The sequence below is a fragment of the Acetatifactor aquisgranensis genome (assembly GCF_943193215.1).
Lineage (GTDB): Bacteria > Bacillota > Clostridia > Lachnospirales > Lachnospiraceae > Acetatifactor > Acetatifactor aquisgranensis.
On the sequence record NZ_CALPDH010000001.1, the window covers coordinates 198,495 to 212,562 of the forward strand.

Consider the following 14,068-nt stretch of genomic DNA (forward strand, 5'->3'; position numbering starts at 1 on the left):
CGTGAAGCGAAAGTCAGCCGGAATGCGTTTCGATAAAATCATCCGCCTGACAGGAAAGGAGAGAAATATGAGCAAGAACAAGTCGGCTGCCATCCGTCCGGCAGTGAGAGTGAAAAGGCCGCTGAAAAAACGTATAGCGGACAATTGGCAGCTATATGCGATGCTGGCGGTTCCCGTGATACTGACAGTCATCTATAAGTACATACCCATGTACGGCATACAGATCGCGTTCCGGGATTACAAAGCCAGCCGTGGCTTCATGGGGAGCGAATGGGTGGGTCTTGAGTGGTTTCAGCGATTCTTCAGCGCTCCTACCTTTGGCCGTATGATGAAGAACACCATACTGCTGAGCCTCTTCAGCCTGCTGTGGAGCTTCCCGATTCCCATCATTCTGGCGCTGATGCTGAATCAGGTAAGGTTCCAGCGCTTTAAGAGAATCACTCAGACCGTGCTGTATGCGCCCCACTTCATCTCCGTCATGGTGGTCTGCGGCATGATCAAGATATTCTTAAGCCCCTCCGGCGGCCTGCTGAACCTGATTGCGGGAACGTCCATCGATTTCCTGACAGAGTCCTGCTATTCGGGCAAGGCGGCTGACGGCGAATAGCGTGAGGGAATTTTGGCCTGTGGGAAAATAATCAGCGCAGCCATCATGACGAGGGGCAAAAGGCTTAACATCGGAGCGGAGAACAGAGAGCAGAGAGGCTTCCGCTCCGATGTTTTGCTTCAGCAGACAGAAATAATCGGAATAACATACAAAAGGGCGTCTTGCGGCGATATGCGGGAACGGAATCCGATGTATGCCGTAAAAATGAAAATTTCGGAAAATGTATTGTGAAAACAAAACGAAAATGATAGACTGGGAATAAAGTTTTGGAAAAGGAGCAGGTTATTGTATGAGAAGTCAGACATTATGGGAAGCGCGTAAATACGAGGAAGCTTTCGGGAAAGCGATTTCGCTCCAGGAGCGGCCGGGCTTCCATCTGTCCCCCCGGACCGGGTGGATGAACGATCCCAACGGATTCTCCTGGCATGACGGGAAGTACCACATGTTCTACCAGTACCATCCCTATGATTCCCACTGGGGCCCCATGCACTGGGGGCATGCGGTGAGCACGGATCTCCTGCATTGGGAATATCTTCCGGCGGCGCTGGCTCCGGATGAAATCTATGACAGGGACGGATGCTTTTCCGGCAGCGCGATTACGCTTCCGGACGGCAGGCAGCTTCTGATGTACACAGGCGTGGTCAAGGAGCGCCAGGCAAACGGCGGTTATAATGAAGTCCAGGCACAGTGCCTTGCCGTGGGGGACGGAGTGGACTATGTAAAGTATGATAAGAATCCGGTTCTGGACGAGAAAGATATCCCGGAAGGCGGCAGCCGATTCGATTTCCGCGATCCCAAGATGTGGAGGGAAGAGGACGGGACCTACCGCTGCATCATCGGCAACAGGCCTGCGGACGGCAGCGGACAGATCCTGCTTTTTGAAAGTCCGGACGGTTATGCGTGGCATTATAAAAAGGTGCTGGCGGCGAATCACAACCGTTTCGGGAAGATGTGGGAATGCCCTGACTTTTTCCCGCTGGACGGGAAGTGGGTGCTGCTCACCAGCCCCCAGGACATGCTTCCCTCCGGCTTCGAGTACCATAACGGGAACGGGACGTTGTGCCTGATCGGGGCGTATGACAGGGAAGCGGAGGAATTCACGGAAGAGACAGATCAGTCGATTGACTATGGAATCGATTTCTATGCGCCCCAGACTGTCCTGACGCCGGACGGACGGCGGGTGATGATTGGATGGATGCAGAACTGGGATACCTGCAACCACAGGAGGATTCATGACGAGGCCTGGTTCGGCCAGATGAGTCTGCCCAGGGAGCTGTCCATAAAGAACGGACGGCTTTATCAGACGCCTGTCAGAGAGCTGGAGGAGATGCGGCGCGACAGGGTCTCTTACCAGGGAGTCACTGTCTCGGGTACGGTCAGGCTGGAAGGCGTCAGGGGGCGGAGAGTGGATATGGAAGTGACGGTCCGTCCGGAGGAGGGCTGTGACCTTTATCGGAAGTTCGCGATTCGCCTTGCCCAGAATGACCTGTATCATACTTCCCTCAGTTTCCGGCCCGGCGAGTCCGTGCTGAAGGTGGACCGGAAGTTCTCCGGCTCCAGGAGGGCGATTATCCATCAGAGGCGCAGCAAGGTGAACCATCGGGGCGGGGAGCTGAAGCTGCGGATTATCCTGGACCGGTTCAGCGTGGAAGCTTTTGTGAACGATGGGGAGCAGGTCCTGTCGGCTGTGCTGTACACGGATCAGGAGGCAGACGGGATTTCGTTCCTTGCGGACGGGACTGTGAACATAGATGTAGTCAAGTATGACCTGGTGTAACGGAGTGGTACGCCATCTTTAAGGGGGCCAAGATGGATGAAGCCCCCGTTTTGCGACACTATCTGAAGACACGGGAGCCGCCATAAGGGCTTCCCGTGCATCAGGCAAGAGATGCGATTCAGCGCCGGGCAGGGCGCTTTTTCCTTTTGCGGCTTGGCTTTTGACTGGAAACATGCTTCTTATTTTTTGTCTGTGGCAAAGTTTCGATTTCTGAAAGCGACAGTCCTGTCATTTTTGAGAGATACTCAGGGGAGGCTCCGTTTTGGAGCATGGTGCTTAGCAGACGGTTTTGTCCTTGTTGCAATCCCTGCTGCAATCCTTCCTGCAATCCTAATGTCCGTCCTTCTTTCAGTCCTTCTTCCCGGGCTTCTTTGCGGAACATCCGCATGTACTTCTTTTCGTTGTATTCGGTCAACAGCATTTTCGTCACCTCCGCCCAAAAGGGCAATAAAATATCTTCCATGATACCGTGGTCAATACAATATACTACCGCATTTTCGATGGCCTGAACGGCAGAGCTGCCGTTCTTGCGGTATGCCTTGATGCAGTCGACAAAGAGGGAATATTCCTCCAGGCGCCTGCAGCCTGCAGTCAGCTGACTGTTATGGCCATAATTGATGTTCAGCATCCGGACTGTCAGCTCCAGGCAGGGTGCGCCCTTTGCGTTCGGAAAGGCATCTGCCAGGTGCAGGTACTGTTCATCCGGCATTTCGTCATCCCCATTGTAGAATACCACACACTGGGGCGCGGGAAGGGGGATGAGCGTCTGCCCGTAAATGTTCGCTTTCATTCTTGCCACCAATCCTTCATACTCCGCGGCGATATAGAGCAGGAACCGCAAGGGAAGATTGGGGCAGAATGTGCTCTGATGCTCATACAGGTTCAAAGCCCCGGCCAGGAGGAAAGCCACATCGTTCTTCATGGACATATAGACTACATTGTCCAGGGTGACAATCTGCAGCGCCTGGGAATCCTGGTAGTCCGTATGGTTCAGCGCATTGTAGAGTTGCAGCAGAGCTTCTCGGTCGTGCTCGAATATATAGCAGAAAAGCCTGTCCTTTACATTGCGGTTGCCGGTGAAGCGCCGCAGAGGCAGCCGGAAACGCCGGTTCTTTCGCGGAACGAATTCCATCCTGGGATTCATGTGATATCCTCTCTTTTTGAAATGGTGGGCAGAGGACATACATGACCAGAGGGCCGCCCCTGCCAATGTGTGAAAAATATCCGGCAGAAACTGCCTGAACGTGCGATGTGCACCCTTCACAGATAAAATATTGATAAGATTATCATAATACAGAAAGACAGGGTTGTCAAATAAATTTTTTCCACCTGTGCGGTTGCAATCCAATGGCTTGTCTGCATGCAAGCTATTGCAATGCAGACGGGCCATTGGATTAGCAACCGCACAGGTGGAATTTTTTCAGGATTCTTCACCCGCGGTCAGATACCGCAGGTACTCCATGACGGCATCCAGCCGGGGGGAATTGGCGATGATGCCCAGATAGACCGGATCTTCGAACCCGGCCTGACGGATGAGAGGTGTGTCCGACAGATCCAGCCCATAAAGAGCCTCCCGGGTCACTGCGGTGTATTCCACAGAATCGTCCAGGGCCAAATCATCGGCATTATCCTCCAGGATGACCATGTTGCTGACCAGGTCCGGCCTCAGATATTCATACAGGTCCGGGGCGTGCTCGGAAAGGATGCTGTCCAGGTCATGCAGATACCCGTTCTGGGAAAAAGCGTCGAAGGCCTCCTGGTTCATGAGAACCACATCCATCTGTTTCCCTTCGATGCAGGCCAGGATCTTCATGCGGGAGGCATAGGTATATTCATGATAGGCGTTCAGCTCATCGTCTGTCAGGTACAGCTCAGTGTAGAGCTTCAGCTCATATTTGGACAGGTCTGCTCCTGAGCGCGCCAGGAAATCCTCCCCAAGCTGCCTGGTCAGATCCTCCCCGGCCACCACGTTCACCAAAGCGGCATAGAGGACTATGTCCTTGTGGGTAAAATGCCTGTGGACATTGTAGCCGATGATATACAGGAAAATGCACAGGATGACCAGGGGAAATTTATAGTAAGCCAGGATATGCCCGATTTTCTTCCGGCCATGAAGGGTGTTCAGATTATCGTCCTTCAGCAACAGGGCCAGGCGCTCCTGGATGGACTTAGGGGCGGTATCTGTGGAATCATTTCCTGCGGATTTCATTGCGTTTATCCTCCTGTCATGCTGGCTTCGCGGCATCCCGGTGTCGCTGAAAGTTTTCTTACCTGCCAGACGCCGGGATGCGGAGACGGGTTTCTCTGCGGTTTTGAGAGACTGCCGTCTGCCGAAGCCGCTTTCTTTACGGTTTTGAGGGTCTGTCATCTGCCAGAGCCAAGTATATTTTGCAGAATTTGGCCATAGGGTGTCTGCGTTCTGGGATGCAGGACATATTAGTGGGATTCCGCACTACTATTATCCGCGTAGCGTCATGTTGTATAGTCCTGGCCTTCAGGCACGCTTTCGTTTCCGTTTTTCCCTTCGCCCTCCGCCATATCGGTCATATCCGCTGTGTCCGCCATAGTTTCGCTTTCCGGCCTCTCCGCTTTCTCCTCGCACATCAGCAGGATATTGGACAGCAAATAGGAGCACAGCAGGGCGCAGAGCCCCTCCCCGAATACGACAGCCGGCGTGAACACATTGATGACTACGAAGACCATGACAAAATAGATGACAGCCATCGCGGCAGTGCACAGCAGAAACCGCATCCCCAGCATAAGGGAATTGAAGAGCATGGCCCGGACCGTGTTCTCGAACCGGGCAAGCAGCGGGAAGATATACATCAGCACGACGGCGTAGGCCGCCAGCGCCACCAGAAAGACAGCGGTGCCCACGGTCCAGAACGCGTTCTCATACCGCATATGGTAGAACACATATCCGTCCAGCGCCAGCACCACGCCCAGCCCCAGAAGAATCAGCCAGATTACAGTGGCTTTTTTGAAATTCTGCCGGAAAGCCTGGAAAAAAGATTTTGTGACATTCCCCTCCTCATCCTTAGCCATCTTCAGGGTCACATAAAACAGCGCGGTAGTGGACGCCCCTGCCGTCACAACGGGCAGGCAGCAGAAGAACCACAGAATGTTCAGGTACGCGCTGTAAGCGATTTTGGTAAAAAAGAGCATCACTTTCCCTTCCGGATTCAATAAACTGTTCATACGCATTCTCCTCGCTTTTGATATTCGGTTTTAGTCCCCTGTAGACTCCCTGTAGATCAGGCTGGTCTCCGTGTGCATGGTGCGGAAGTTCAGGGACGGCTCCTTGATGCGGGACAGCAGCAGGTGCGCCGCCGAGAATCCCATGATCTGGCTGTGGATATGGATCGTGGTGAGGGAGGGCGTCACCACTTTCGACTCCGGCGAATCGTCGAAGCCGCACAGCCAGATGTCCTCCGGCACGGACAACCCCAGCTTCTTCAGCACCGCCAGGGCGTCCAGGGCCACGAAGTCATTGGCGCAGAGGAACACGTCAGGCATGGAGCGCAGGCCCCGGAAAGCTTCCTCCAGATACTCTCTGTAGTCGTCCGTGCTGGATATCTTAGTCCCCTCTTTGCAGCCGATGATGCAGTATTCCTCCGGGCAGGGCAGCTTCAGCAGGTGCATGGCGTTGCGGTAGCCCATATAGCGCTCGAAGAAAGACTGGCAGTGCAGATACTCGCCGATGAAGCCGATCCGGTCCTTGCCCCGTCTGTGCATTTCCTTGACGATGTTGTAGATATTGGACTCGTTCTCCATGTAGAGACAGTCCGCCCGCAGAGGCTCGCCCAGGCCTGCCACCGGAGAGTCCACGAACAGGATGGGCTTTTCCATGCCGCAGAGCATGGCGCTGTATGCCCTGTCGAAAGTCTCCACGCAGATGATGCCAGCTGTTCTTTCCTTATTATAAGAGGAGGGCAGCTGCATGGCTTCCAGCTCCTCGTCATGAATCCTGTGCATGGTAAAGCTGTAGCCCAGCTGGGAAAGCTCCCGCTGCAGTTTGTCCAGCATAGTGGACGCGAAGTGGGAATTGCCGATGGGGCTGGTGGAAAACATGGCGATTTCCTTTGCCGGCGATGGGACTTCTGTCTTCCTTTCGTTCAATCCAGCGATGGTCACATAGGAAAACTGCTTGTATCCCATGTCCATGGCTTTCTGCAGGACTTTCTCCCTGGTGGACTCGGCCAGGAGCCCTGTGTTGTTGATGGCCTTGGAGACTGTGTTCCGGGACAGCCCAAGGGCGTCTGCGATGTCTTGAATCGTAACTCTTTCTGCCATACGTATTTCTCCGTCTTTGTTGTTACAGTTTGCTGCAGCGTCTCATTACTTCTATTATAGTGTACAAATCAAAAAGTGTCAAATGTAAAAGTGCAAAATGAATAATATTCTTCATGAAGCATTTGCCGATTCCTACGAGGAATTCCCGGAATAAAAAACAAAAATCGGCGATATGGGCATAATTATAAAAATAAAATAGTCAAATGTAAAAATTAAATAAAAAATATTAGATAAAATGTAAAAAAGGTATTGACCAATCGTAAAATATGTGATACATTATTGCTATGAAAACGTAAATATGATTTTACAAATGCACAATAACAGCGCAGCGAGGAGGGGAGGAAGAGGATGTGCGGTGCAGATTGTAATTTTTTATGAGTGATTTTATAGAGAAAACGGAAAGGAGAAATCTTTCATGAAAACAAGTACAAAAACGGCTTCTTCCAAGGGCGTCGCTCCCCTGGGGAAGGAAAAAGAAGGAAAGGGGCTGCACGGCACGCTTGTCTACCTGCGCCAGCACTGGCAGCTGTATGTGATTTTCCTGCTTCCGGCATTCGCCCTGACGATCATCTTCCGTTACATACCCATGGGCGGCATCCTGATTGCCTTTGAGGACTACAACGCAATCAAAGGATTCCTTGGCAGCCCGTTCGTAGGCTTCAAGCACTTCCAGAGGTTCCTGTCCTCGCCGGACTTCCTGGCCTATCTGGTGAACACCCTGAAGCTGAGCATCTACGGCCTGCTGTGGGGCTTCCCCATTCCCATCCTGCTGGCCTTCCTGCTGAACCGGGTGGAAAGCTCCAAAATCAAGCAGAAGATTCAGCTGGTGCTCTACATGCCCAACTTCATCTCTGTCATCGTGCTCTGCGGTATCGTGAGGATTCTGTTATCGGTTACCGGCCCTGTGAACCTGCTGCTGGGCACCTCCACGGACTTCATGACCATGCCCGAGGCGTTCCGCACCATCTACATCGCCAGCGGCATCTGGCAGGGCGCGGGCTGGGGCTCCATCATGTACACGGCAGCTCTTTCCAACGCCAGCCAGGAACTGAAGGAGGCGGCCGTCATTGACGGAGCCAACATCTTCCAGCAGATCAAAGCGGTAGAGTGGCCTGCCATCAAGGACGTGGTCATCATCCAGTTCATCATGTCGGCAGGCAATATCATGAGCATCGGCTTTGAGAAGGCCTACGCGCTGCAGACGGACCTGAACATGAAGACATCGGAAATCATTTCCACATATGTGTACAAAAAAGGTCTTCTGGACGGCGACTATGGCTTTTCGACGGCGGTGGGGCTGTTCAATACGGTCATCAATCTCATCTTGCTGGTCACAGTGAACAAGGTCGTGGCAAGGATGAACGAAGGCAAAGGACTGTAGAGGAGGTGCGAAACATTTTATGAAGAAAAAATTTAGCAGATATTCCTTACAGGATAAGACATTGCTGATGACAGGCTACATCCTGCTGGGGCTGTTCGTGGTAGCAATCATCATTCCTATGATTTACATCGTGGTGGCATCCTTCATGGATCCCATCACTCTGCAGAACAAGGGCATCACCTTTGATTTCAGCAAGTGGACTCTGACGGCTTATGAACGTGTGTTCAGCAACGCGCAGATCTGGATTGGCTTCCGGAATGCAGTGATTTATTCCGTGACATTCACGGCGGTGTCGGTGTTCATCACCCTGCTGGCAGCGTATCCCATGTCCAGGCCGGATTTCAAGGGCAAAGGATTCTTTAATGTAATCTTCGTCATCACCATGTTCTTCGGCGGCGGCCTGATTCCCACCTACCTGCTGATCAAGAGCCTGGGCATGATAGACACCATCTGGGCCATCATCATCCCCGGCGCCTTCAGCGTGTGGAACATGATCATCGCCAGGACTTACTACCAGGGCATCCCCACGGAGCTGCGGGAGGCGGCGGACGTGGACGGAGCCAATGAGATGACATTCTTCTTCACGATCCTGCTCCCGGTATGTATGCCCATCATCGCCGTGCTGTGCCTGTGGTCCTTCGTGGGCATGTGGAACAGCTACTTCGATGCCTTGATCTACCTGGACAGCGCGTCAAAGAAGCCCCTGCAGGTGGTGCTGCGCTCCATCCTGATTCAGAATAAGCCGGAATCCGGCATGATATCGGATATGCAGAGCACTGCCGCCAGAGCCCAGCTGGCAGAGCTGCTGAAATATGCCACGATCATCGTCTCCAGCCTGCCCCTTCTGGTGATGTACCCTTTCTTCCAGAAGTATTTCGATGCCGGGATCATGGTAGGATCCGTAAAGGGTTAAGAGAGGTTGCTGCGGCAGGATGCCCTGCGGGATTCTGCCGTGAAAACAATAAAGCAATGCAGCAAGCTGCAAAGTGAATAAGTATACAGGAAAGTATACATAAAAATAGGAGGAAAGTATGAAGAACAAAGTATGGAAACGAATCGTCACCGCAGGGCTTGCGGCGACCATGGTATTTTCCCTGACGGCATGTGGGGGGGATGAAGCAGAGCTGAACGACGGTACCTTTAAGCCCATGGACGCAGGCGAGCTTGCTTTCCCTCAGGCAGAGAAGGTGACCCTGACCGGTCTGATCAACTATCCGGCCAACACCACGGAGCCCAAGGACCGTACCATCTTCAAGCGCCTGGAAGAGCAGACCAACGTACATATCGAATGGAATGCCATCACCAACAGTGAGTGGGGGGATAAGATCCAGACCCTTATGACGGACGTGAACTCCCTGCCTGACTTTATCTTCACAGCGGGATTCGGCGAGGCTGACCTGCTCCGGTTCGGCCAGGGCGGCACCATCATCGCCCTGGAGGAGTACATTGACAACTATATGCCGAACCTGAAGAGCGTGTTCGACAAATATCCTGAGTACAGGAAGATGACCACTGCTTCCGATGGCCATATCTATTCCCTTCCCTGGATCGAGCAGCTGGGCGCTGACAAGACTGCCATCCAGGTCATCGACAATATGCCCTTCATCAACAAGAAGTGGCTTGATTTTCTGAAACTGGAGGTTCCTCAGACCGTTGAGGAGTTCGAGGCGGTGTTGATCGCATTCCGTGACCACGCGTCCGAGCTGCAGGCGGAGTTCGGGATTGAAGGAAGCATCATCCCCATGTCCTGTATCGTAAATGACGGCGGACAGGATCCCGGTGTCCTGTTCAACTCCTTCGGCGAGGGCTATGGCGATGCTGACAAGTGGAGACATATCGCTGTTACCGATGATAAGAAGGTCGTCTGCAGCGCCACCTCAGAAGGCTGGAAGGAAGGTATCGCATGGCTGCATTCCCTGTATGAGCAGGAACTGATCGATCCCGAATCCTTCACCCATGACTGGTCTACCTATGTGGCAAAGGGCAAATCCCATCGCTACGGCGTGTTCTTCAGCTGGGATCCGGCGAACATTGACAATCTGGAAGACTATGTCCCCCTGCCTCCTCTGGAGAAGGACGGCAAGAGGGTGCTCACTCCCTGCAACGGTTCCTACACCAGCGGCTATGACCGCGGACGTGCAGTGGTGACGGCCACCGCACAGAAGCCCGCGCTGGTATGCGCATGGCTCGACCAGATGTACGCTCCCATCCAGTCCCCGCAGAACAACTGGGGCACCTACGGCGAGGAGGATGATTTCGATATTTTCGTGATGGGCACCAATGCCAACGGCGGAGAAATGCTGCAGCATGCCCCTCTGGGAGACGCCTCCCCTGTAGAAGTAAGAGAAGCAGAGGCTGTAGGCGGACCTCTTGCGATTCTGGACGAGTACTACGGCGAATATGTGACCTGCCCGGACGATGCCCAGTACCGTCTGGACTGGATCAAGGAATACTATACTCCTTACATCGAGGCGGAATATGTATATCCTCCCATCTTCATGAATAAGGAAGATATCGAGGAGCTGTCCAATATCATGGCTGATATCGGTAAGAACGTAAATGCCAAGAAGGCCGAGTGGATCCGCGACGGCTTCACCGATGCGGACTGGGATGCTTATAAAGAAATGCTTCAGAGCTACAAGCTTGACAGGTATCTGGAAATCTTCCAGCAGTATCTCGATGAGTACTATAAATAGGGTATGCTGTAGAAGCAGAGCGGATTTTGAGAAGGATAGCAGGAATTATACTGCATAACGCTGAATACTGCCTAATGTAATCATGCGATTGAACCAGTCAGCGTTATGCAGTCTGGCTTCACGGCAAGTGAAATCGTTAAGCAGTATAAGTTCAAGTAAGGCGAGGCGGCCGTCCAGTCCTCTGCGAGAGTGGCTGGATGGCCGTTTTTGACAAAATAATGAATCAGGAGCATGGAAAGTATTATGACAAGTCAGACATTGAGAGAAGCGCGCAAATATGAAGAGACCTTCGAGAAGATGATAACCGATGAGGAAAGGCCCGCATTCCACCTGTCCACGCGCACCGGATGGATGAACGATCCCAACGGCTTCTCCTGGTATCAGGGAAAATACCATCTGTTCTACCAGTACAACCCCTATAATTCCTACTGGGGCCCCATGCACTGGGGGCATGCGGTGAGCACAGACCTCCTGCACTGGGAATACCTCCCTGCCGCCCTGGCCCCGGATGAGGTCTATGACCGGGACGGCTGCTTTTCCGGCAGCGCGGTGGAGCTTCCTGACGGCAGGCAGCTTTTGATGTACACCGGTGTGGTCAGAGAGCGCCATCCCAATGGGGGGCATACGGAGATTCAGACCCAGTGCCTGGCCGTGGGGGACGGGATGGACTATGAGAAATATGAGAACAATCCGGTCCTGGACGAGAGGGATCTGCCGGAGGGCTCCAGCCGGAACGATTTCCGGGATCCCAAGATGTGGCAGGAAGAGGACGGGACCTATTGCTGCGTGATAGGCAATCGGCCGGCGGACGGAAGCGGCCAGCTTCTGCTCTATACCAGCGGGGACGGATTCCACTGGGCGTTCAAAAGCATACTGGCATCCAACAATAACCGGATCGGCAAGATGTGGGAGTGCCCCGATTTCTTCCGGCTGGACGGGAAGTGGGTGATTCTCACCAGCCCTCAGGATATGCTGTCCAAGGGCTTCGAGTACCACAACGGCAACGGTACGCTGTGCCTGATCGGCGATTACGATAAGGAGGCCGGGAGGTTCCTTGAGGAGAGCGACCAGTCTGTTGACTACGGCATCGACTTCTATGCTCCCCAGACCGTGCTGACGCCGGACGGGCGGCGGGTGATGATCGGGTGGATGCAGAACTGGGATACCTGCGGCCACAGGAGAAAGAATGAAGAAGCCTGGTTCGGGCAGATGAGCCTGCCCCGGGAGCTTTCCATCCAAAACGGCAGGCTCTACCAGAAGCCCGTCCGGGAGCTGGAGGACATGAGGAGCAATAAGGTCGCCATAGAGGGGCTTACCTTCTCGGGAAATGTCTATCCGGAAGGCCTTAAGGGGCGCAGGGTGGACATGGAAATCGTGGTACGCCCGGTGGAGGGCTGCGACATGTACCGGAAATTCGCGGTGCGCTTCGCCCAGAACGACCAGTACCAGACCTCCTTCAGCTACAGGCCCGGCGAATCCGTGCTCAAGGTGGACAGGAAATTCTCCGGTTCCCGCAGGGCCATCATCCACCAGCGGCGCAGCAAGGTACTATGTAAGGACGGCGTGCTGAAGCTGCGGATCATCCTGGACCGCTTCAGCGTGGAGGCCTTTATCAACGACGGAGAACAGGTCATGACCGCCGTCCTGTATACAGACCAGGAGGCGGACGGCATCTACTTCTCCGCGGACGGGACCGTGAGCATAGATGTGGTGAAGTACGATCTTATGTAAGAAAAAACAGACGCGCTATGCGCATGGGAAAGCCAGGCTGCTGATGACGGCAGTCTGGTTTTTTGGCATCCGGAAGCGCCTGTTCACGGTGCCGGCTCCCGGGTGCTCCCTCCGCAGACATAAGTGACAGGAAGACAATAAGTGTGGAGCCTGGCGGAGGAGGGCTCCCGGAACAAAAGGCCGACGCTTATCCGGGCCATTTCCTCCACCGGTTGGACGATGGTGGAGCAGATATAATCGAAATCCCCCAGCTGGCGGATGCCGTCGAAACCGATTACCTGCACGTCTTCCGGAATCCTCAGGTTCATGCGCCGCAAGGCTTTCATCACGTAATAAGCCACCTTGTCCGTCACGCAGAAGATGCCGTCGATGGACAATCTGCCATGGGTCATATGCCCGGCCAGAAAGGTGTCAAATTTTTCATAAGGCTCGCCGTCGTCCAGAGTTTCCCGGAATACAGTTTCAAAAGCCATCAACAATACGGGGATCCTGGCCGAGAGCACCAGGGAGAAAGTGCTGAAGAAAGCCATAGGGATGGGCTACAAGCAGTTTTCCTATATGAATGACGCTGTGGGGCAGGCGAGGGAAAGCCTGCCGCCTGGGGGCGGAACAGGGGAGATAGCCCTGCTGACCAGTGGATTCCCCGGAAACTCCGGATATATATCGGCAATGCTGAACCGGTTCCAGGAGGCGTTTTCCCGAAAGGGCTATGCCTTTACCATGCACTGGATCCGGGAGGAGGGCGAAGAGGGCCTGCGCCTGCCGCTTTCTTTTGACAGGGGCAAGACCTCCGGCGTCATCTGCATCGAAACGCTGGACCATCGGTACTGTTCCATGCTCTGCGGCCTGGATATCCCTGTCCTTTTCGTGGATTCGCCGGTGACGGAACTGGGCAGCCCGCTGAAAGCGGATTTCATCTATCCGGACAACCGGTCCGCCGTATGCTGTCTTGTGAGGGAGATGGTGCAGCGCGGCAGAAAGCGGATCGGGTTCATCGGGGAATATATGCATTGCCGGTCTTTCTTTGAGCGTTATATGGGGTACCGCAATGCCATGTACCTGTGCGGGCTGCCCTGCCCGGAGGAGATGTGCGTCACCGGCAATCAGGAGGGCGTCCAGAGGCCCGCGGCGGAGGAGTACCGGGCGTATCTGAAAGCGAGTTTCCGGAAGATGGCGGAGCTGCCGGAGGTATTTGTCTGTGCCAATGACTATGTGGCCTTTGACGCCATGCGGGTGCTCAAGGGCCTGGGCGTGGCGGTGCCGCAGGATGTGTGGCTTATCGGCTTTGACGATACCGTGGGGGCCAAAGTCAGCACGCCCTCCCTTACCACGGCCTGTATCCACGGCCATGCCATGGGAGATTCCGCAGTCTATCTGCTGGCCTCCAGAATAAAAGAACCGTCTCTGGACTGCCGCGCCATGCATGTGCAGACAAGCCTGATTTACAGGGAATCAACCGCCGATTGAAGCGAATCATGCAAATGATCCATCGAAAATGAGAAATTCTGACAAGATATTCTGAAAAAATTGCCAAAAAAGCCTATTATTTCTTCTGATTTTGTGGTACAATGCATAGGAAGAAC

Annotated in this window: 12 protein-coding genes; 7 read left to right on the top strand and 5 right to left on the bottom strand. The window is 53.8% G+C overall.

Annotated elements, in window-relative coordinates:
• Positions 1 to 67: 67 nt before the first annotated feature.
• Both NFS35_RS00930 and NFS35_RS00935 read left to right on the top strand, forming a co-directional pair.
• Complete coding sequence (locus tag NFS35_RS00930) at positions 68 to 607, top strand: hypothetical protein (protein WP_251205268.1); 540 nt, start codon at positions 68 to 70, stop codon at positions 605 to 607.
• 289 nt (positions 608 to 896) lie between these two features.
• A complete protein-coding gene (locus NFS35_RS00935; protein WP_251205269.1) occupies positions 897 to 2,384 on the top strand; it encodes a glycoside hydrolase family 32 protein in 1,488 nt (495 codons plus the stop codon).
• A 118-nt stretch (positions 2,385 to 2,502) separates the two neighbouring features.
• Here NFS35_RS00935 and NFS35_RS00940 read toward each other — a convergent pair whose 3' ends face one another.
• The 4 genes from NFS35_RS00940 to NFS35_RS00955 all read right to left on the bottom strand — a co-directional run bounded on the left by NFS35_RS00940 (position 2,503) and on the right by NFS35_RS00955 (position 6,677).
• Complete coding sequence (locus NFS35_RS00940; protein WP_251205270.1) at positions 2,503 to 3,528, bottom strand: RpnC/YadD family protein; 1,026 nt, start codon at positions 3,526 to 3,528, stop codon at positions 2,503 to 2,505.
• A 276-nt stretch (positions 3,529 to 3,804) separates the two neighbouring features.
• Entirely contained in the window at positions 3,805 to 4,593 is a 789-nt protein-coding gene (locus tag NFS35_RS00945) for a hypothetical protein (protein WP_251205271.1), read from the bottom strand.
• Positions 4,594 to 4,856: 263 nt separating this feature from the next.
• Positions 4,857 to 5,582 carry a YesL family protein gene (locus tag NFS35_RS00950; protein ID WP_251205272.1) on the bottom strand — a complete coding sequence of 242 codons (726 nt, stop codon included), beginning with the start codon at positions 5,580 to 5,582 and terminating at the stop codon, positions 4,857 to 4,859.
• 30 nt (positions 5,583 to 5,612) lie between these two features.
• Positions 5,613 to 6,677 (bottom strand): LacI family DNA-binding transcriptional regulator, encoded by a 1,065-nt coding sequence (locus tag NFS35_RS00955; RefSeq protein ID WP_251205273.1) that lies wholly within the window; start codon positions 6,675 to 6,677, stop codon positions 5,613 to 5,615.
• Between the two features lie 415 nt (positions 6,678 to 7,092).
• On the opposite strand from NFS35_RS00955, the gene NFS35_RS00960 reads away from it, so the two are divergent.
• From NFS35_RS00960 to NFS35_RS00975, 4 genes are all read left to right on the top strand, one after another.
• Complete coding sequence (locus NFS35_RS00960) at positions 7,093 to 8,058, top strand: ABC transporter permease (RefSeq protein WP_251205274.1); 966 nt, start codon at positions 7,093 to 7,095, stop codon at positions 8,056 to 8,058.
• Positions 8,059 to 8,077: 19 nt separating this feature from the next.
• Positions 8,078 to 8,971: a carbohydrate ABC transporter permease gene (locus tag NFS35_RS00965; RefSeq protein ID WP_251205275.1), complete on the top strand. Its 894-nt coding sequence runs from the start codon at positions 8,078 to 8,080 to the stop codon at positions 8,969 to 8,971.
• 118 nt (positions 8,972 to 9,089) lie between these two features.
• Entirely contained in the window at positions 9,090 to 10,754 is a 1,665-nt protein-coding gene (locus NFS35_RS00970; protein WP_251205276.1) for an extracellular solute-binding protein, read from the top strand.
• A 243-nt stretch (positions 10,755 to 10,997) separates the two neighbouring features.
• The gene (locus NFS35_RS00975) at positions 10,998 to 12,485 is read left to right on the top strand and encodes a glycoside hydrolase family 32 protein (RefSeq protein ID WP_251205277.1); all 1,488 of its coding nucleotides are present in this window, start codon (positions 10,998 to 11,000) and stop codon (positions 12,483 to 12,485) included.
• Positions 12,486 to 12,568: 83 nt separating this feature from the next.
• Here the strand turns inward: NFS35_RS00975 and NFS35_RS00980 are convergent, their stop codons facing one another.
• Positions 12,569 to 12,958, bottom strand: coding sequence for a substrate-binding domain-containing protein (locus tag NFS35_RS00980; RefSeq protein ID WP_251205278.1), 390 nt, complete (start codon positions 12,956 to 12,958; stop codon positions 12,569 to 12,571).
• A 40-nt stretch (positions 12,959 to 12,998) separates the two neighbouring features.
• On the opposite strand from NFS35_RS00980, the gene NFS35_RS00985 reads away from it, so the two are divergent.
• Positions 12,999 to 13,952: a substrate-binding domain-containing protein gene (locus NFS35_RS00985; protein ID WP_251205279.1), complete on the top strand. Its 954-nt coding sequence runs from the start codon at positions 12,999 to 13,001 to the stop codon at positions 13,950 to 13,952.
• The last annotated feature ends 116 nt before the right edge of the window (positions 13,953 to 14,068 follow it).